This window comes from Xylanibacter brevis ATCC 19188, assembly GCF_000621725.1.
GTDB lineage: Bacteria > Bacteroidota > Bacteroidia > Bacteroidales > Bacteroidaceae > Prevotella > Prevotella brevis.
In genome coordinates this window covers 254,586-274,455 of sequence record NZ_JHXM01000002.1, presented here as the reverse complement: position 1 = coordinate 274,455, position 19,870 = coordinate 254,586, and the positions used below count along the sequence as shown (strand labels likewise).

Sequence of the window (19,870 nt, the reverse complement as noted above, 5' to 3'; positions counted from 1 at the left end):
TTTCAATTAAGATTAGCACTCGCTTCTTGTACTACTTCTCTGTCTATGTAAATCTTTCAAAGAACTCTTCTTGTTTTGCTTGTGAGGATGTGTTCCTCGTAAGCGGATGCAAAGATACGGCTTTTTTCGAAACCACCAAAACTTTTCTACCTTTTTCCCCTATTTTTTTTAAAAAAACTCGACACTTTTCGTTTTTCTTTACAGCCCACCTTATTATATAAATAAAAGGGGCTTCAGAAGAATCCTATATTGTCTTTCCAACACTTGTCACTTTTTCTGCCGAAATTGGGGTTTTATCATCAAAAAGGGCCACCATTAAGGTGAAAAAGCGTCTCCATTGGGGATAAAAGTATCGGTTTTACTGGGCAATAGCAGCTGTTTTATCAACTTATAGTGGCGCTATTGAGATGTAATTCGGTAAGTATTGGGTAGCATCTAGACTTTGGAAATGCGTTTTCTAGAGTCTAGAAGTCTTCAATCTAGAGTTTAGAATGAGGCAATCTAGACTCTATAAACAACTAATCTAGAGTCTAGAACGACACCAAAAGTGGCACTATTGGACGATAAGAGTGGCACTATTGGACACCAAGAGCGGCACTATTGGACGATAATAGTTCTACTCTTACCTTGCCAAACAGAAAGAATGGGCCGACGATTCAGTTAGAATAGAAGGAAGAAACAAGAAGGATCCCATTTTGACCAGCGGAAAACAGCGAAACCAGGATATAAGAAACAGAAAATGCCACTTTCACATCCAAAACATAGTGTTTAAGCGATGTAAAAGTGGCATTATATGATATAGAAGCTTCAGCTATATCTTAGAGCAGTTAATCTCTTTTGCCAAAAATGCGAAGCAAGTAGAGGAAGAGATTGACAAAATCGAGATAGAGCGTCAAAGCACCGAGGAGAGCATACTTCTGCATGTGCTCTCCGGCATCGGGGGCGGTGAGAAACATCTGTTTGATGCGCTGCGTGTCATAAGCAGTCAGTCCGACAAATATCAAAACACCGGCATAACTTGCTATCAGTGTAAGTCCAGGACTTGCAACAAATATGTTCACGATGGTTGCAATGATGAGACCAATCAGCGCCATCATCAGTACCTTTCCCCATGAAGATAAGTCTTTCTGTGTGACATAACCATAGAGAGACATCGCCCCAAAGGTTGCAGCAGTAATCATAAACACGGTGCTGATGCTACCTAAACTATATATAAAGAATATAGAAGACAGCATCACGCCATTCAGAATAGAATATACCACGAAAAGCGTTGTCGCAGTCATCAGAGACATCTTATTGATTCCAGCTCCGAGTCCTATGACCAGTAGCAGTTCAGCCCCGACGAGTAGCCACATCACTATGGGATTGGAATAAATCAAAGCCGACATGACGGGATTAGTAGCCACCCCATAGGCAGACAATGCTGTGATCACCAATGCCAGAGTCATCCATACATATACCTTTCTCATCAAGGCAGGAAAAGCCAATGACGAGTCCCATTCACGCTGACGTGAAGAGAGTGATTGATAGTTCATTTCTTCGTAATCCATAATTTATAATGTTTTAAAGTGTCCATTCATACGTATCGTACATCACAGTACGTCCGCCATATCCTTCCTTATGAGCTATGAGCCCCTCGTTCAAGACCAGTCCACCCTGTTCGTTCGAAGTGCCAAAATCGAGGTATCTCATGTGCTGATAGTCATGATACATCACCTGATCATAGATCGCTTCCATGGCACCGAGTCGTTTACCCTCATCAGTGGTCCCACTATATTGGCCATGCAGAACATGTCCCATCACGTAGAAAGTGATGCCCCCTATGATTCGACCATCCAGATATGCACTATATTGAATGATCTTATCAGGGAAGCGAGACTTCAATAGCTCTATCTCCTGAAGTGTATGCACAGACTGTGCCTGAAATTTTTTCTGGAGATTATCGTTGAGAACAGGCCAAAACTCTGCCAAACTGGCATCCCGTTTCACCTGAATGCCTGCCATTTGTGCCTGTTTCAAGCGGCGACGATGATCTTTTCGCCAGCGAAGATGAGCATCGAGAAAGATGACCGTACCCGACATACGTTGCTGCAGGTGTGCACCACATTTCCAAAACATGGCATACAAATCCTCTTCTGAAGGCAAGCGATGATAAATCCAAGGAATAGCGCGATAGAGAACCTTTAGGAATCCCATCTTTCGCAGATAGTCGTTCAACTCCTCAAATAAGTGAACCACATCTGCAGTAGTCACATCCTCGTCCATCAGCAATCCGCCATAAGTCAGTCCTCTATGCGAGCAGAAGATCTCCCCCACCTCATGCGCAGGAAGAACAGAATGCAGATGATTTCCTACATAGAACAGCAACGAGTGATCCTTGAAACGATCACTATGATAATCCATGTATTCACGATAGAACAGGAAAGTCGCGTTACGTGCCTTATCTACGTAGCGATTCCATTCATCATGATGAGTAGCATCATATCGTACTATCCGGAACATCATTTCACAATCTGCAGAAACTCGTTGTAGTCGTAGATATATTCATCCTCATCAAACAATTCAGACGCCAGAACCAGACAAACAGCGCCACTTGAGAAGTCCTCAAGTGTGCGCCATACGTTAGTACCGACATACAGTCCCTGATAGGGATGATTCAAATGAAAAGTCTGGCGCACATGACCATCAAACACCTCCACATCGAACGAACCGCTCACGGCAATGATCACCTCCTGACAAGTACGATGAGCATGTCCGCCACGCCGTTCGCCAGAAGGAATATCATAAGTCCAGTAAACCCTGGCGATGTCAAACGGCACATTCTTCATTTGCTCAGCCACCGTCAGGTTACCCCTTGGGTCAACGATTTTTGGCAGGTCAATGATACTTACGCGCTCCATCTTTTTAATGTTCAAATTTAGTATAAGGATCAGTGCCGAGAACAGTCTTAGCCAAGCGCTTAGCCTTGTCGCGAAGTGCATCCACATCGTCACCTACCTCACCATAACAGAGCACGACACCCATGCGACGTCCCTTGTGAGCCTCGGGCTTTCCGAAGATACGAACACGTGTGCGGTCTTCCTTCAGAGCCTCTGTCAGATTGTAGTCCAGCAAAGACTTATCAACAGGAGCAGATACCTCTTTTGGTGAAAGAATTACCGCAGAAGCGCCCGCATGTTCTAGATGAATGCCAGCAATAGGCAGACCCATGACCGCACGGAAGTGAAGTTCAAACTCAGACAGATTGGTAGTATGTCCAAGTGTCACCATACCCGTGTCGTGTGGACGTGGCGACAGTTCGCTAAAGATTACCTCACCCTGTTTTGTGAGGAAGAACTCCACGCCCCAGATGCCAGCACCCGTGAGGGCCTTCGTCACCTTGTCGGCCATCATCTGCGCCTGTTTCAGCGCCTCATCCGACAACTTATATGGCTGCCATGATTCGCGATAGTCGCCTGCCTTCTGCACATGACCTATTGGCGGACAGAAGAGCGTAGGCCAACCATGCTGCTGAGTAACGGTGAGCAAGGTAAACTCAGAGTCGAAGTCAATGAATTCCTCAATGATAACCTCTTTCACATCACCACGCGAACCCTCCATAGCCTCTTTGAAAGCCTGTTCCAGTTCATCGTCGTTGTGCACATAGCTCTGACCATGACCAGATGAAGACATCAGCGGTTTCACCACACAAGGGAAGCCGATCTCGTCGGCAGCTTTCTTAAATTCATCGAAAGTCTTAGCATAAAAATACTTTGCCGTACGCAGGCCCAGTTCCTTAGAAGCCAGATCACGAATAGCGCGACGGTTCATGGTGAAGTTGACGGCACGAGCAGAAGGCACCACCTGGATGCCCTGTTCCTCGAATTGGAACAGACGTTCCGTACGGATGGCCTCAATCTCAGGTACGATAATGTCGGGCTGGTGTTTCTTCACCACAGCCTCAAGGGCCTCGCCGTCGAGCATATTAAACACTTCGCGCTCGTCGGCCACCTGCATAGCCGGTGCATTGTTGTAGCGGTCGCAGGCAATCACATACTGTCCTGCGCGCATGGCAGCAATCACGAACTCCTTGCCCAGTTCGCCTGAGCCTAACAATAGTATTTTCTTCATAGCTTTAACGTTTTACCAAATTCATACTTCATGGCCTGAAAAGCGGTCATTTCCAACTTTCCCAGGTAATTTGTTTGCGTGGCATATTTCAATGCCTCATAGTTCTTATATTTTCTTTCCTCGATATTGAGTCTCACTTTTCCATTTTTCACCAACAAGCGTGCCTCTTCAGTCTGCGCGCCCAGCTGTCCGTCGTTTGTGATAGTGATATAATAGCATCCATCGAAATCAGACATTTGGTAGTATCTTGTTCTGAATGGCCACAACAAGCTGCTCACCTCCATCTGTCCTCTCCACACGGTGATACGCTTGAAAGAGTAGAGATATGTCAGCGATATGCCGCCAAGGAACAAAATTCCAAAAAGCGAGAATAGCACTTTTCCCAAAGTCATCTCTCCGTCACCCATGATGAAGCCAAGAGGAAAGAGTAATGCCATCAGCATAAATCCCCAAGCTCCATATATGTAAGGCATTCTGAATTCTGAGACGACCTCCTCATTATCGCGCGCTCTGAACTTCTCTTTCTGTTTCACCTTGATAGCCTCACACAGCTCCTCATAGTTACTGTAAAGAGAAGAAGCAATGCTGACAACGCGGCGCCCGCCACGTATGAGCCTCAGCACTTCGCCCTCTCGCATCCGCGAGGTCTCCAAATAGTCAAACTCCGTAAAGAAATAGAATCTGCGCCAGAACGGCAACAGCACACTCCTGGTCTCGATTCCATCTGGGTACACCGTAATACGTCGCAACCAACAAAGATAGCCCAGGCAGAACAAGGTTCCCAAAGCTATCATAGTCAGGCTCAATGGCACCAAGGTAGAAGACTGTAATGCAGAGACACCGCCACTGGCGATTACTCCCAGCATTATACCTAGCAAAGCACCAATAACAGCGCGACGATTAAATTTCGAAGTTATCATATTTAGTAAGACTACAGTCGAATCAGAATCAATGTTTACCTATTGGCATACATATTGTCGTAATACTTCTGGTAGTCGCCGGAGGTGACATTGTCGAGCCACGCCTGATTGTCGAGATACCAGCGCACCGTCTTTTCGATACCCTCCTCAAACTGCAGGCTTGGTTCCCAGCCCAGTTCACGCTGCAGCTTCGACGAGTCGATGGCATAGCGCAGGTCATGGCCGGCACGGTCGGTGACAAATGTGATCAGATTCATATCCTCGCCTTCCTTGCGGCCCAGCAAGCGATCCACCGTCTTGATGACCACCTTTATAATATCTATATTCTTCCACTCGTTGAAACCACCAATATTATAGGTTTCGGCAATCTTTCCCTTATGGAAAATCAAGTCGATAGCTCGCGCATGATCCTCCACAAACAACCAGTCGCGCACGTTTTCGCCCTTACCATAGACAGGGAGCGGTTTGCGATGACGGATATTATTAATAAAAAGAGGTATCAACTTTTCAGGGAACTGATAAGGGCCGTAGTTGTTCGAGCAGTTGGTCACCACTACAGGCATACCGTAGGTGTCATGGAAGGCACGTACGAAATGGTCGCTAGAAGCTTTCGATGCACTGTATGGAGAATGTGGATTGTACTTTGTTGTCTCCAGGAAGAACTTGTCACCATACGCCAGATGATGTTCTGCCGAGGATGCTGTAGTAGTGTAAGGAGGTTCTATTCCCTCGGGATGCGTCAGTTCCAGCGCACCATAAACCTCGTCTGTAGAAATATGATAGAAGCGCTTTCCCTCATACTTCTCGGGCAGCGATTCCCAATAGAGCTTCGCAGCCTGCAGCAGCGATAGCGTGCCCATCACGTTTGTCTTTGCAAAGGTAAAGGGATCCTTGATACTGCGATCCACATGACTCTCTGCAGCCAGATGGATGATGCCATCCACCTTTTTATCCTGCATCAACTGATAGAACGCGTCGAAGTCGCATATATCCATTTTCACAAACTCGTAATTAGGCTTATCCTCAATGTCCTTCAGGTTAGCCAGATTACCAGCATAAGTTAACTTGTCGAGATTGATAATGTGGTACTCAGGATACTTGTTCACAAACAAGCGAACAACATGGCTTCCAATAAAGCCAGCACCACCGGTTATTACTATTGTTTTCATATTCATGTGATTAATTACTCCTTTCCTTGTTTATATTTTCTGTAGGCCCCCATGAGAAACATCACAAGGAATGCCACGAAGAACGTTCTTGAAGCATCCTGCCACGTTTCATCCAGTCCGATGATATAACATAATAACGTAAGCGCTGCCGCAACTATTGTGTCAACGATTACTTCCACGATCCACTCCATCATAAGCCACGCTCCTTTCCGGGATCAGCCAGTGTGATCACCTCTAAGTCCTTGAAGGCGCTGCCATCGATGGTCAGTCGCATCAGCGTGCGCTCCTTGTGCCAGCCCTGAAGGCCGGCAGCGCCAGGGTTCAGGTGCAACAGGTTCAGCGTCTTGTCGTATTTCACTTTCAGGATATGCGAATGCCCTGCGATGAACAACTGTGGCGGATTGGCAAACAGCGTGCTGCGCACCGAGGCATCATAGTTGCCGGGATAGCCACCGATATGCTTGATCAGCACATCCACATCCTCACATTTAAAACGGTTCAGTTCGCGATACATCAGTCTGAGGTCACCCCCATCACAGTTGCCGCATACAGCTCTGAAAGGTCTGAAAGCAGCCAGTCGCTCAGCCACCTCCACACTGCCGATGTCGCCAGCATGCCAAATCTCGTCACACTGTTCGAAGTAGTGCAAGTACTTATCGTCCCAATAGCTGTGCGTATCGCTGATTAAACCTATCCTTTTCATGCAGTAAACCTATGCTTTTCTGGTCGAAAACTGATGCTTTTCTCTGCGTAGAGCTATGCTTTACCTTCGAGCGTTAATAAACTTGGCAATGTAGTCTGCCGTTTCTTCGATGCCCATCACTGATGCGTCAATGCAGAGATGATAACTTTCCGATGCGCCCCAGTGCTTACCCGTGTAATAATTGTAGTAGGTGGCACGCTCGTGTTCGCCCTTCTCTATCATGTGTCGGGCCTCATCTCGCGAACAGTGGTGACGCTCGGCCACACGATCTATACGAATGTCGATTGGTGCCGTCACGAAGATGTTCACACATTCAGGCATGTCGCGCAACACATAGTCTGCGCAGCGACCCACAAACACGCAATTGCCCTCTGCAGCGGCCTTACGGATGGCGTCACTTTGAATCTTAAACAGAGCCTCTTGCGAAAAGTCGTTCTGATAGAACCCGCTATCGGCGAGATGCACCGCACGGATGTTAAGCAGCGAGCGGAAAAAGCCCTTACACTCATCGTTCTGCTCGAAATACTCTTCCGAGAAGCCACTTTCCTTGGCTGCCAGCTCCAGGATTTCCTTATCATAGAAGCGTGCATCAAAAGTCTTCGCCAACAACTGGGCCACCATGCGTCCTCCGCTGCCCAACTGTCGTCCTACGTTGATTATCAATTTATCACCGCCATTCATACCTTTCCCACTTTAAAATCGCGCATATACTTCCACAACACAAAGGCTGCCATCATAGCTGCCAGACCATCACTTGTTGGCAATGCTGCCCAAAGGCCGTTCAATCCCCAGATCATAGGGAACAAGATGATGAGCGGCAACAGGATGGTGAGTTGTCTTGACAGCGAGAGGAAGATAGATATTTTCACTCTGCCTATACATTGGAAGAAGTTTGTAGTCACTGCTTGGAAACCTATCAGCGGGAACAACAGCATATTAATCAATATGCCATCGGCCGCCAAGCTAATCTGCACGGCATCCTTCGTGAAGATGCGTGCCATCTCTGAAGGGAAAAGAATAGCCATCAACCAGCCCAGCACCATGATGGCGGTGGCCGAAAGGATGGCTAGGTTAAGACAGCGAAGCATGCGGTCGAAATGCTTTGCACCGTAGTTATATCCCACGATGGGCTGCATGCCCTGGTTTATTCCCATGATAATCATGAAGAAAAACATGCCAAACGTGTTTGCAATACCATAGGCGCCTACCGCCATATCGCCACCATAAGAGAGGAACTGGCGATTCATGAAGATCACGATGATGCACGAGGTGGCATTCATCAAGAAAGGCGAGATGCCGATGGCGATGATGTTTTTCACCAGATCGGTCTTCAGGCCATAGATGCCACGCTTCAGATGAATCAGTTCTTTGGGGTCGGAAAAGATCCACAGCTGCCAGCATAGCGCCAGCGTCTGCGAAGTGATAGTGGCCAAAGCGGCTCCTCTGATACCCCAGCGAAGCACCCATACGAAGGCGACGACCAGCAGGATGTTCATCATCACCGTGAACAGGGTGGCATACATCGCATGTCTGGGTTTTCCGCAGGCACGCAACAAGGCATTCATGCCGAAATACATATGGGTCACGATGTTACCAGCCAGGATAATCTCCATGAACTCCCGGGCATAAGGCAACGTCACATCGCTGGCACCAAAGAAACGAAGTATCGGGTCGAGAAACAACAGGCAAACCGTCATAAAAAGGAATCCCACGATGAGATTCAGCGTGATCGTGTTGCCCAACAAGTGCTCAGCCGTGTCGTAGTCACGCTGTCCCAGTTTCACGCTGATGCAAGTAGAGGCACCAACGCCCACAGCAGCACCAAAAGCTGCGCTAAGGTTCATGAAGGGAAACGTAACCGAAAGGCCGTTGATGGCATCGGCTCCCACCAGTTGTCCAATGGAGGCACGGTCGATAATATTATAGAGTGACGAGGCCGTCATAGCCACGATGGCTGGCAACGCATACTGCCATAGCAGCGCTCCCACCGGCTTCTGTCCCAGTTCTAATGCTTTCGCTTTACTGTCCATATCTTATATTAACGTCTGCAAAGATACGAAACTTTTTCGATTTACCAACGTCTTTCATGCCAAAAGTTTGGCTATTTCATTTTTTATTCATACTTTTGTAATCATTTAAATAATAATCATTCATGAAACGTCTCATTCTCTTCATGACTTTACTGCTTGCCGGCCTGACTGTCCATGCCGGAAAAATAAAATATCCTGGCAGTAAAGTCTATATCTACAGATACACACTTACCGACAAGAAGACGACGCATCATTCGCTGAAGGAAGCTGGCAAATTTCTTTCTAGAAAGAGTCTGAACCGCCGTCGCAAGCAGGGCATCGCCATCGACTCCACCGACCTGCCCATCCCCCAGAGCTACATCCGCATGTTTTCATCAAAGGGAACCACCGTGCTGGGCACCAGCAAGTGGCAGAACACCGTGCTGGTCAGCTCGAAAGACACCACCGAGCTCTGTCGTCTCGGCACGCTCCCCATCGTCAAGGCAAGTCGCTGTGTGTATATCTCGCCCGACTCTATCGAGCGCCCAGCCGACATCCGCTGGAATGTTCATGAGACGTTCAACCGCTGGGACTCTATCCATAACGACCCCTACGGCATGTCCAGACCACAGATTGAGACACTGGCCGGCCACTGGCTCCACGAGCAAGGTTTCACCGGAAAGGGGGTCACCATTGCCATTCTCGATGGTGGTTTTCAGAACTACGACCGCATCCCTGCCCTCAGTGAGAGCCGCATCGTGGGCACACACGACTTTGTAGTCACGGCCCTCGACCATCGTTTCTACAACGACAAAGAGACGTGTTTCAACAGCATTGACCACGGCACCAAGGTATTCTCGGCACTTGCCGCCAAAGCACCCGAGGTATGCATGGGCACTGCGCCCGATGCCAACTATTGGTTGTTGCGCTGCGAAGACTATAACACCGAACAGCCCGTAGAGGAAGACCTTTGGACGATGGCAGCCGAATTTGCCGATTCCGTTGGCGTGGATATCATCAACTCCAGCTTGGGCTATTATAAGTTTGACAACGACCGTGGCAACTACCGCCTGCAAGACCTCGACGGCAAGACGGCTTTCATATCTCGAACGGCCTCCATGCTGGCCCAGAAGGGCATCGTGCTCTGCAATTCTGCCGGCAACTCGGGCATGGGACCATGGAAGAAGATCAGCGTTCCCGCCGATGCCACCGACATACTGACCGTTGGCGCCATCGACCAGAAGCTGATCATTGCCGCTTTCTCCAGCCTGGGTCCCACGCAAGACGGGCGCATCAAACCAGATGTAGTCGCCATCGGAGCCCCCACGGCCCTGATCTCTGGCCGCGGCACACTGATCAACGACATGGGCACATCGTTCTCAACGCCCATCGTCGCCGGCCTCGTTGCCTGTCTCTGGCAGGCTCTTCCCCACAAGAATGCCTACGAGATCATCGACCTGGTGCGCCGCAGTGGTGACCATCACAAAGAGCCAACCAACGTCTATGGCTATGGCATTCCCAACTTCTGGACCGCTTATCAATTAGGACTATGACCACTTTCACGCTCTACGAGCTCAACAGTTTGGTACGACAGACCATCGAAGGCTCGATGGATCAGGACTACTGGGTGGATGCAGAACTGTCGGAATGCCGCGAGAGCAGAGGACACTGCTACATGGAGCTCATCCAAAAAGACGAGTTCTCCAACACGCCTGTGGCACGCGCCTCGGCCAAGTGCTGGAAGAACACATGGGCCATGCTGCAACCACACTTCGAGCGCATCACCGGACAACCCCTGCATGCAGGCCTGAAAGTGCGCCTCAAGGTCTATCCGCAGTTTCACGAAGCCTTCGGATTCTCGTGGATTGTCACCGACATCGACCCCACCTACACCATGGGCGACATGGCGCGCCGCCGCCAGGAGATCATCAAACAACTGAAGGAAGAAGGTGTCTTCGACCTGCAAAAGGAGCTGGCGCTCTCTGCTTTTGCCCTCAACATTGCCGTCATCTCCAGCGAGACGGCAGCAGGCTATGGTGATTTTGTCAACCAACTGGCCGACACGCCTTTCGACTTCCACACCCAACTCTTCCCCGCTATCATGCAGGGTGAACAGGTAGAGCAAAGCATCATTACGGCTTTGAACAGAATCTACCAGCAGCAAACCGAACTATTCTCTTCACCATTCGACTGCGTGGTTATCATTCGCGGTGGCGGAGCCACTGCCGACCTGTCGGGATTCGACACCTTGGCCCTGGCAGAGAACGTGGCCAACTTCCCGCTGCCCATCATTACCGGCATCGGACACGACCGCGACGAGTCTGTGCTAGACATGGTCAGCCACACCAGAGTGAAGACACCCACGGCTGCCGCACAGCTTCTCATCTCCAACATCGAGAAGACCCAGCACCAGATAGAGACGTGCGAAGAGCGCATCGCACACTACGCACAGAGCAGAATTGAGATCGAACAGCTACGTCTGGCCCGTCTCTCAGAGCACATTCCCCCACTCTTCTCGCTGGTGAAAGCCCGCCAAGAGGCCCTCTTAGACCGCCATCTGCAGACCATTGCCTCTCACCTACAGAGGACGCTTGAAAAAGAAGGACACCGACTAAACCTTCTGGAACAGAGAGCACAGGCGCTCGACCCGACCCTCTTACTGAAACGAGGCTATAGCATCACGCTCCATAACGGCAAGCTTCTGCGCGACCCGTTACAGGTGAAACCCAACGAAGAAATAGAAACCCGCCTTGAAAAGGGCACCATCATATCTATCGTCAAATGAACTACGAAGAATCATTACAGCAACTGGAAACCATCGTTCGCAAGATGGAGAACAACGAATTTGGCATCGACGAGCTGTCCGAACAGTTGAAATCCGCACTGGAGATTATCAAGCAGTGCAAAGAGAAACTTAACAAGACTGATAGCGAAATTAAAAAAATACTGGAAAAAAGTTAGAAATACTTGCTGAAAACAGAATTTTTGTATAACTTTGCATCACTTTTTAAACATTTCTAAACGGATTTAATGATCACAAAAAGATTATGAAAGAACTGGATTGGAAGAATCTATCGTTCGGCTATATGCCAACGGACTACAACGTACGCTGCTACTATCGCAACGGAAAATGGGGAGAAATAGAAGTATCGTCAGACGAGTATCTGAAACTTCATATGGCAGCCACCTGTCTGCACTACGGTCAGGAAGCATTCGAAGGCCTGAAAGCCTACCGCTGTCCTGACGGAAAGGTACGCCTGTTCCGCGTGAAGGACAACGCAGAACGCCTGCAGTCAACCTGCCGCGGCATCATGATGCCCGAGGTTCCCACCGAATTGTTTATCGAGATGGCAGAGAAAGTGGTTCGCCTGAATCAGGAATGGATTCCCACCTACGAGAGCGGTGCTACCCTCTACCTGCGCCCACTGCTGATTGGTACCAGCGCACAGGTTGGTGTTCACCCCGCCAAAGAATACCTTTTCTTAATCTTCGTAACGCCCGTAGGTCCCTACTTCAAGGGCGGTTTCTCTAGCAACCCCTACGTCATCGTGCGCGACTACGACCGCAGTGCACCTCTCGGCACAGGTAAGTATAAGGTGGGTGGTAACTATGCCGCATCGCTGTTTGCCAACAACCTGGCTCACGAGAAGGGCTACGCCTGTGAGTTCTACCTGGATGCTAAGGAGAAGAAATACATCGACGAGTGTGGTGCTGCCAACTTCTTCGGCATCAAGGACAACACCTATATCACACCAAAGTCAACCTCTATCCTGCCCTCTATCACCAACCGCTCGCTGATGCAGGTGGCAGAAGACCTGGGCATGAAGGTAGAGCGTCGTCCTATTCCCGAGGAAGAACTGTCAACCTTCGAGGAAGCCGGTGCTTGCGGCACTGCTGCTGTGATCAGCCCCATCTCGTATATCGACGACCTGGAGACAGGCAAGCGCTATGACTTCGGACCCAACCCCGGTCCTCAGTCTAAGAAGCTCTATGACACACTGCGTGGCATCCAGTATGGTACCATCGAGGACAAGCACGGATGGACCACAGTTGTCATTGACTAAACAGCATTTTTATCAACCTAAAATACCTATAACTTATGGACAACTTTAATGGAAATGCCTTTCCACAGCAGCCCAAGGACTACAAGACGTGGTCTATCGTGAACCTCATCTTATCCATCATCTGTTGTGGATGTCCGGGAATCGTCCCACTAATACTGTCAATTATCGCCGTCGTGAAATCTAACGAAGTAGCGAGGAATAACAGCATCGGCGAATCGGCCTTACCTGCGGCAATGAATGCCTCTCAGACAGCCAAGACACTGAACATCATCAGCACCGTCTGGATTATTGCATCTCTTATCATTGAGATTATTTACTTCAGCATCTTTGGAGTAGCTCAGATTATGGCCTTGATGAACATGCAATGAAGTCCATAGGCAAAAAAGTATTTATCACATCAGGAATAGCAGCCTCAGCATTCGTGCTGTTGCTGCTATTCCTTTTTAACCCCACGGAGGTCATTCTCGTTCCCAAATGTTCTTTTCATGAGCTAACGGGGCTGAACTGTCCTGGATGCGGCATGCAGCGTTTCCTTCATGCGCTGATGCATGGTCATTTCTCAGAAGCCATCCACTACAACTATCTACTCATCATCATCCTGCCCTACATTGTTCTCTTCGCTATTGAAGAGCTGCTGCTGACTGGCAAAAGCCAACAGAGATGGCGCAACATACTGACCAGCAAATGGATTCTCTACGCCTTATGTATTCTGGCACCCGCATGGTTTATAGCCAGAAATCTACTACACATCTAACGTAATTATTCATATCAGCAACCCTCTTTCCTTCTGTAGCAGCGCTGAATATGAACTATCATTTCCACCTTATTTATTTGTAATATCGGAAAATTATTCGTACCTTTGCTCCAAAATAAGAAAGATGAGCAAAGGAAAACTGGCAAAGTTTGCCGATATGGAGACCTACGAGAATGTGTTTCAATACCCCTATTCGGTAGTGGACGAAGTCCCGTTTGAGATGCGAGGTCGCTGGCGTGAAGACTATTTCCACAACGACAACCCCATTGTTCTGGAACTGGGTTGTGGAAAGGGCGAGTACGCCGTAGAGTTAGCAAAGCTATATCCCAACAAGAACTTTATTGGTGTTGACATCAAAGGTGCACGCATGTGGACCGGTGCCACCCGCGCTCTGAAGGAAGGTCAGAAGAACGTGGCTTTCCTGCGCACCAACATTGAGATCATCGACCGTTTCTTTGCCCCCGACGAGGTACAGGAGATCTGGCTCACCTTCAGCGATCCACAGATGAAGAATCCGCGCAAGCGACTCACCTCCACCTACTTCATGGAGCGCTATCGCCGTTTCCTGATAGACAAGGGCATCATTCACCTGAAGACCGACTCCAACTTCCTCTTCACCTATACGGGCTATATGATCGACAAGAACCAGTTGCCCGTGATTGTGAAGACAGAAGACCTCTACCACGACGACCAGATTGACGACAAGGAGCTGCTCTCCATCCAGACCTACTACGAGAGCATGTGGCTGGCTCGCGGCCTCAACATCCGTTACGTCAAGTTCCAGTTGCCGCACGACGGACTCCTCGCAGAGCCCGATGTTGAGATACCACTTGACGACTACCGCAGCTATCACCGCTCGAAGAGGAGCTCGCTTGATACTGCCAAATGAACACTTTGCCTTATGAAGAAAATCCTTACTACCATCCTACTACTACTGACCTCACTATGGATCACCGCCCAACAGCTGACCATCACCACCGATGCCGAAGGCCAGTTGGCACAGCTGCTGCCCGATAGCAGTCGCAATTCCGTAGAAGAACTGGCCATCAGCGGTCCGCTGAACGGCAATGACATGAAGATCATTCAGCTGATTGCCAACCGAAACCGCATCAAGAAAGGCTCTGACCGCATGCTCAGAGTGCTTGACCTATCAGAAGCCACCCTCACTGGTGGCAAAAGCAGTTTTCGAATGAAAGCGGGCACACTGCCTGCCGCCATGTTCCTGAACTGCAAATCACTTCAGAAAATCATCCTCCCCAATACCACTAGCGAGGTGAGTCGCAGCTGCTTCAGTGGCTGTGTGAACCTGGAAGAGGTCATCATCCCCGAAGGCACCGAGGTCATTGGCGAGTATGCCTTCAATAACTGTTCTGCTTTGAGAGCCGTCACACTGCCTCAAAGTCTGACCACCATCAAAAACCATGCTTTTGATGGTTGTCTGTTGTTCACCGAAATAGAAATCCCCGCCAATGTCACGAAGATGGACGCCTATGCTTTCAATAACTGCGTTCACCTGCAACAGGCCCATATCAAAGCCGACATCAACCGTATTGCCGACAATGCCTTTGCTGGCTGTGTCGCACTGCAGCAAGTCGAGATACCCACTTCTGTCACCCTGATAGGCAACAATGCCTTCAAGGGATGTGCTGCCTTGGAACAGGTGCAGATGCCCGATGCCATCTCCCAGATTGGCAACAATGCCTTTGAAGGCTGCACCAGTCTGGCACAGGTAGAGATGGCCACAGCCACCATTGTGGGCAGCGAGGCCTTCAAGGGGTGCATCGCACTGACGAGCATCAGCATCGAGAATGCTCATCGCATCGGCAGCAGCGCTTTCCAGAACTGCAGCAGTCTGGCTTCGGTCCAAATAGACGGCTTTATCAAGAACCTGGGAGAGGATACTTTCTCGGGGTGCAGCAGCTTGGCAGAACTATCGATCCCGACCACCATCAAGGTCATCGGCGAGCGAGCGTTCTACGACTGCAAGTCATTGCAAGAGATCAAGTTGCCAGAGGCACTCACACGCATACAGGATCATGCTTTCGAGAATTGCGCCAGTCTGCACTGGATACACATTCCCAGCATGGTGAAGCAGATGGGAAGCGACGTCTTCGAGAACTGCGTCTCGCTGGACAGCGTGTTCATCCAGGGATTCATAGACAAGATAGAGAGCGACGCGTTCCGCGCTTGCAGGTCGCTGCGCGTGGTCCGTCTGCCCATCTCCGTGAAGAGCATCCAGGACAACGCCTTCCAGGACTGCACATCGCTGAGCAGCATCAACCTGCCCATCTCTATCACCAGCATTGGCGACAATGCCTTTGAGCGCTGCGCCTCGCTACGCACCGTCATCGTGCCTGCGGCGTGCGCCACCATCGGCACCGCAGCCTTTCGCGAGTGCAGTTCGCTGACCCGACTAGAGTTGCCTGCAGCGATGAAGAAGATTGGCGGCAATGCCTTTGCCAAATGCGTGTCTCTGCGCGAGTTGGCCATGCGCTGTCCCCTGCCCCCCTCTATCTCGCACAGCACCTTCAAGGGTGTCACTCTGAATGCCTGCAAGATAACAGTGCCCAGAGGTTGCTTGGACAATTACACCGAAGATAAATCATGGAAAAAGATGCCAATTTTATTGGATCAGGAATAACACTTAAATAACAAAACACACATATGACATTATATCCAAAACTGATTATGGATGCGCTCGCTATGGTAACCTATGCGGGCACGAAGAAAAATCTGGTAGAAAGTGAAATGGTGGCCGACACGCCAACCGTTGTTCCCCTCGACCCTGCCGTGGAGGGCAACAACTGGAAGGTCACCGTGGTTCTGGTGTTCCCTCGCGACACCGACCCTTTCCTGAAATCAACAGTCAAAGCGGCCGAGGCAGCCATCAAATACCACTGTGGACAAGACATTGAGGTGGTGATTGAGACGGAGTTCAAGTCAAAGCCCCGTCCAGAAGTAGAGAAGCTACTGCCCCAGGTAAAGAACATCATTGCCGTGAGCTCTGGCAAGGGCGGCGTCGGCAAATCGACCGTCTCTGCCAATCTGGCCATTGCCCTGGCTCGCCTGGGTTATAAGGTCGGTCTGCTCGATACCGACATCTTTGGTCCTTCAATGCCCAAGATGTTCAACGTAGAGGATGCCCGTCCCTATGCCACAGAGAAAGACGGCCGACAGCTCATCGTGCCAGTAGAGCAATATGGTGTCAAACTGCTCAGCATTGGTTTCTTTGTCAACCCCGACACAGCCACCTTGTGGCGTGGCGGTATGGCAACCAGTGCGCTGAAGCAACTCATAGCCGATGCTGACTGGGGCGAGTTAGACTATTTCATCCTCGACACCCCTCCTGGCACCAGCGACATCCACCTGACTCTGCTTCAGACGCTGGCCATCACGGGTGCCGTCATCGTGTCAACACCACAACAGGTGGCACTGGCCGATGCGCGCAAGGGCATCGACATGTATCGCAACGAGAAAGTGAACGTACCCATCCTGGGACTCATCGAAAATATGGCGTGGTTTACGCCTGCCGAACTGCCAGAGAACAAGTACTACATCTTTGGCAAGGAGGGCTGCAAGCAGTTGGCTCAAGAAATGAACGTGCCCCTCTTGGCACAGATACCACTGGTGCAGAGCATCTGCGAGAGTGGTGATCAGGGTGCACCCGCTGCCACCAAGGTTGACACCATCACCGGACAGGCCTTTATCAACCTGGCCCAGGCTGTAGTGACGGTGGTGAACCGCCGCAACAAAGAGTTGCCAAAAACCAAGATTGTTGGTATGAAGGGTTAATAATTCGTCACCTTTATAGACTATCCAACCCATCCGAGGCCGTGATAGATAAAACTGGCACGGCCTCGGTTACAATGACAGGTATAAGCATAAGAAATATGTTACTTTACTATAACATTTGATACACCGAACTGTTTTTATCACTTAATGTATCAATTTTTATAATCTTTACTCTCGGAATCACATACTTTTACAAGTACAAAACAATTTATTAATTTATTATTAACTCTAACAAAACAACGCTTATGAAAAAATTATTTTTACTTTTGTGTTTGATGGCATCCACTGTAATTGCTTCTGCTACAGACGTATGGACTGGTGAACAGCCCGTATCGGGGACTAACACCATTCAAATTGATACTGCTAAGTTTGCAGATATAAAGGTTGGCGACAAGCTAGTTGTTGAATTCAAAGATGCGGAAGGCGAAGCTATCGAGCTGCACAGCAATGGCGGAATGTTGCCTGGCACACGCTACGCCCATTTTATTTATCCCGAAAATAGCAATATAGATGTGTTCGTCACCCAAGCAATGTGTACATCCTTAAAAGAGCATGGCCTAGAGATTTGCGGTAAAGATTTCACCGCGACCAAGGTATGGTATGGTGACGGCAAGCAAAATATAGACCAGAACATTGTATGGACTGGCTATTTCTGGATGGATAACTGGAGTACATTGGAGATTACCAAGAACAGCTTCGCAGGTGTTGACTGGAGCGAAGTCTCAGCCATCCGTTTCTGTTCACAAGCTGGTCGAACCGATTACATCATCAATATTCTGATTAATTGGGAAGATGGAGGTAAACTAGGTGATCAGAGCACGATGACCATGACCAACGACTATGCAGAGCTTAGCCTTGATAATATTAATATGGAAGAAAGACTGAGCAATACAGACCGACTCATGATTCAGTGCAACAAAGAGGGCGGCGAACCATTCAACTTCACCGATATCATACTCGTCAAAAAGACTTCAACAGGTATTAATACGATTAAGGGTTCGGCAAAAGCTTCTAAGGTGGCTTTCAACCTTGCAGGTCAGCGTGTGGCTCAGCCAACCAAAGGTCTGTACATCATCGATGGTAAAAAGGTGATTCTGAAATAGTCTAGAATAGCTATTAGCCCCCTTCCATGGTAACGGTTAATGGTTCGCTATAAACGAAAAGAAGAGGTCACGTCAGTTACATCTGGCGTGACCTCTTGATTATTTTCTGTCTGTCAACGACAATCGTGCCCTGCCGCAGACCTTGCACCTTTCTACCTAAAAGGTCATAGACAGACGATGATTTTTCCGTATCCACATCTGGTTGTCTGATGCTCGAAAGGTCGGCCTTTTTCACGGGCGTGTAGCGCTGATTATTATTAATAATGGTGTTGACCAGTTCCAGTCCCTTCACGTCGTAAGAGCCAGACCTATCCTTTCCGGCAAAGTCCATCATCACAATGCCAGTCGGTCCTGCCTGCGTGTCCACAGCCAGATAGTCTATCACCTTCTGATTGCACTTTGCTGCATTATCCTTGTTGCCATTGGTCGAGGCCGACTGTGTATAGCCAGACGTATGGTTGATGCACACCACCAGATGACGGGTGCCCTGTTCCACATTATTCTTTGTAGAGTAGTTAAGGAGCTTTTCAATACCATTGAGCTTGGCCGTCATATTGTCCAACACCTCGTAGAAGTCCTGCACGTAGAGCGTTCCGATGTTTCGGCCCGTGCCCTTGATGCTGGCAGTGACATAGTCGGCCTGATGTCCCCACCCTGTGACAAAAGCCCCCACAGGCTGACTGCCATAGCTATCGCGCGAGAAGACGAGCACCTTGCCGCGCAGTTCGCCCACCGTCAAGTCGCGCCTGTAGGCGGCCAGCTGCGGCAGTATGTCATCGCTATTCAGACAGTCACTTATCATGTCAGCCCATTTGTCGCTATTGCTGTCGCCATCGGTCTCATGGCGCATCACCACCACCACAAACTCAGACGGATGACTGCTGACGAACTGGCAGAGTTGTCTCATCGTGTTGGCAAACTTTGCGTTGGTCGCTAGGATGCCGTGGTTAATCACCAATTCATTGCCCGACACACAAGGACGGAGATCAAAAGCCCTCACGCCGCATGCCAGTTGTTGTTCGATGGAGAGGTCTTGCGTTTGGGCCATCGCAGCCCCCACTAAACTCGTCAGTCCAGGCCAACCATCGCCCGTGGCACTATCGTGGGTGCCGGGAATGCTCACCTGCGTCCAATAGGTGTTATCGTCAAGCTGTGCCATCCAGTCTTCGGCCATAGTGGTGTTCATCATCCCCCCGAAGACCAGCATCAGGAGTACCATTCTTTTCATCTTGCTTTGCATGTTCTT

The 19,870-nt window shown here is 49.4% G+C and carries 21 protein-coding genes; 10 read left to right on the top strand and 11 right to left on the bottom strand.

Going from position 1 to position 19,870, the window contains the following annotated elements; all coding sequences use genetic code 11:
• Positions 1–827: 827 nt before the first annotated feature.
• From T433_RS0101960 to T433_RS0101915, 10 genes are read right to left on the bottom strand one after another with little or no spacing between them, the layout of a single operon-like run.
• Positions 828–1,550 carry a Bax inhibitor-1/YccA family protein gene (locus T433_RS0101960; protein ID WP_155808269.1) on the bottom strand — a complete coding sequence of 241 codons (723 nt, stop codon included), beginning with the start codon at positions 1,548–1,550 and terminating at the stop codon, positions 828–830.
• A gap of 13 nt (positions 1,551–1,563) precedes the next feature.
• A complete protein-coding gene (locus T433_RS0101955; protein ID WP_248616456.1) occupies positions 1,564–2,505 on the bottom strand; it encodes a GNAT family N-acetyltransferase in 942 nt (313 codons plus the stop codon).
• On the bottom strand, positions 2,502–2,900 hold the full coding sequence (locus T433_RS0101950; RefSeq protein WP_027449212.1) for a sugar 3,4-ketoisomerase: 399 nt from the start codon (positions 2,898–2,900) through the stop codon (positions 2,502–2,504). The genes T433_RS0101955 and T433_RS0101950 overlap by 4 nt, the downstream gene beginning before the upstream one ends.
• A gap of 4 nt (positions 2,901–2,904) precedes the next feature.
• On the bottom strand, positions 2,905–4,110 hold the full coding sequence (gene purT / locus T433_RS0101945) for a formate-dependent phosphoribosylglycinamide formyltransferase (RefSeq protein ID WP_027454644.1): 1,206 nt from the start codon (positions 4,108–4,110) through the stop codon (positions 2,905–2,907).
• Positions 4,107–5,030, bottom strand: coding sequence for a hypothetical protein (locus T433_RS0101940; protein ID WP_155808267.1), 924 nt, complete (start codon positions 5,028–5,030; stop codon positions 4,107–4,109). Before T433_RS0101940 ends, purT begins: the two co-directional genes overlap by 4 nt.
• A 35-nt stretch (positions 5,031–5,065) precedes the next feature.
• Positions 5,066–6,205: a dTDP-glucose 4,6-dehydratase gene (locus T433_RS0101935; RefSeq protein WP_044109018.1), complete on the bottom strand. Its 1,140-nt coding sequence runs from the start codon at positions 6,203–6,205 to the stop codon at positions 5,066–5,068.
• Positions 6,206–6,213: 8 nt separating this feature from the next.
• Entirely contained in the window at positions 6,214–6,393 is a 180-nt protein-coding gene (locus tag T433_RS0101930) for a hypothetical protein (protein WP_027454641.1), read from the bottom strand.
• Positions 6,390–6,902: a metallophosphoesterase family protein gene (locus T433_RS0101925; RefSeq protein ID WP_027449207.1), complete on the bottom strand. Its 513-nt coding sequence runs from the start codon at positions 6,900–6,902 to the stop codon at positions 6,390–6,392. The genes T433_RS0101930 and T433_RS0101925 overlap by 4 nt, the downstream gene beginning before the upstream one ends.
• A gap of 60 nt (positions 6,903–6,962) precedes the next feature.
• On the bottom strand, positions 6,963–7,583 hold the full coding sequence (locus T433_RS0101920) for a cytidylate kinase-like family protein (protein ID WP_027449206.1): 621 nt from the start codon (positions 7,581–7,583) through the stop codon (positions 6,963–6,965).
• Positions 7,580–8,932 carry an MATE family efflux transporter gene (locus T433_RS0101915; RefSeq protein WP_027454640.1) on the bottom strand — a complete coding sequence of 451 codons (1,353 nt, stop codon included), beginning with the start codon at positions 8,930–8,932 and terminating at the stop codon, positions 7,580–7,582. Before T433_RS0101915 ends, T433_RS0101920 begins: the two co-directional genes overlap by 4 nt.
• A 122-nt stretch (positions 8,933–9,054) precedes the next feature.
• Between T433_RS0101915 and T433_RS0101910 the strand changes: the two genes are divergently transcribed.
• The 10 genes from T433_RS0101910 (at position 9,055) to T433_RS0101865 (ending at position 18,624) form a co-directional block, all read left to right on the top strand.
• Positions 9,055–10,464: a S8 family serine peptidase gene (locus T433_RS0101910; RefSeq protein ID WP_027454639.1), complete on the top strand. Its 1,410-nt coding sequence runs from the start codon at positions 9,055–9,057 to the stop codon at positions 10,462–10,464.
• Positions 10,461–11,696, top strand: a complete 1,236-nt coding sequence (xseA, locus tag T433_RS0101905; protein WP_027454638.1) for an exodeoxyribonuclease VII large subunit — start codon at positions 10,461–10,463, stop codon at positions 11,694–11,696. Before T433_RS0101910 ends, xseA begins: the two co-directional genes overlap by 4 nt.
• Positions 11,693–11,872, top strand: a complete 180-nt coding sequence (xseB, locus tag T433_RS0101900; protein WP_044109015.1) for an exodeoxyribonuclease VII small subunit — start codon at positions 11,693–11,695, stop codon at positions 11,870–11,872. Before xseA ends, xseB begins: the two co-directional genes overlap by 4 nt.
• An 86-nt stretch (positions 11,873–11,958) precedes the next feature.
• Positions 11,959–12,975, top strand: coding sequence for a branched-chain amino acid aminotransferase (locus T433_RS0101895; protein WP_027449201.1), 1,017 nt, complete (start codon positions 11,959–11,961; stop codon positions 12,973–12,975).
• A 35-nt stretch (positions 12,976–13,010) separates the two neighbouring features.
• The gene (locus tag T433_RS0101890; RefSeq protein WP_027454637.1) at positions 13,011–13,343 is read left to right on the top strand and encodes a CD225/dispanin family protein; all 333 of its coding nucleotides are present in this window, start codon (positions 13,011–13,013) and stop codon (positions 13,341–13,343) included.
• Positions 13,340–13,729, top strand: a complete 390-nt coding sequence (locus T433_RS0101885) for a DUF2752 domain-containing protein (RefSeq protein WP_044109014.1) — start codon at positions 13,340–13,342, stop codon at positions 13,727–13,729. Before T433_RS0101890 ends, T433_RS0101885 begins: the two co-directional genes overlap by 4 nt.
• Before the next feature lie 124 nt (positions 13,730–13,853).
• On the top strand, positions 13,854–14,618 hold the full coding sequence (trmB, locus tag T433_RS0101880; protein WP_027454636.1) for a tRNA (guanosine(46)-N7)-methyltransferase TrmB: 765 nt from the start codon (positions 13,854–13,856) through the stop codon (positions 14,616–14,618).
• A gap of 12 nt (positions 14,619–14,630) precedes the next feature.
• Positions 14,631–16,370 (top strand): leucine-rich repeat domain-containing protein, encoded by a 1,740-nt coding sequence (locus T433_RS0101875; RefSeq protein WP_027454635.1) that lies wholly within the window; start codon positions 14,631–14,633, stop codon positions 16,368–16,370.
• 23 nt (positions 16,371–16,393) lie between these two features.
• A complete protein-coding gene (locus T433_RS0101870; protein ID WP_027454634.1) occupies positions 16,394–17,521 on the top strand; it encodes an Mrp/NBP35 family ATP-binding protein in 1,128 nt (375 codons plus the stop codon).
• 275 nt (positions 17,522–17,796) lie between these two features.
• The gene (locus tag T433_RS0101865) at positions 17,797–18,624 is read left to right on the top strand and encodes a hypothetical protein (protein WP_027454633.1); all 828 of its coding nucleotides are present in this window, start codon (positions 17,797–17,799) and stop codon (positions 18,622–18,624) included.
• Positions 18,625–18,700: 76 nt separating this feature from the next.
• On the opposite strand, the gene T433_RS14360 is transcribed toward T433_RS0101865, so the two are convergent.
• Positions 18,701–19,852, bottom strand: a complete 1,152-nt coding sequence (locus tag T433_RS14360; RefSeq protein WP_155808265.1) for a phosphatidylinositol-specific phospholipase C domain-containing protein — start codon at positions 19,850–19,852, stop codon at positions 18,701–18,703.
• Positions 19,853–19,870 lie beyond the last annotated feature (18 nt).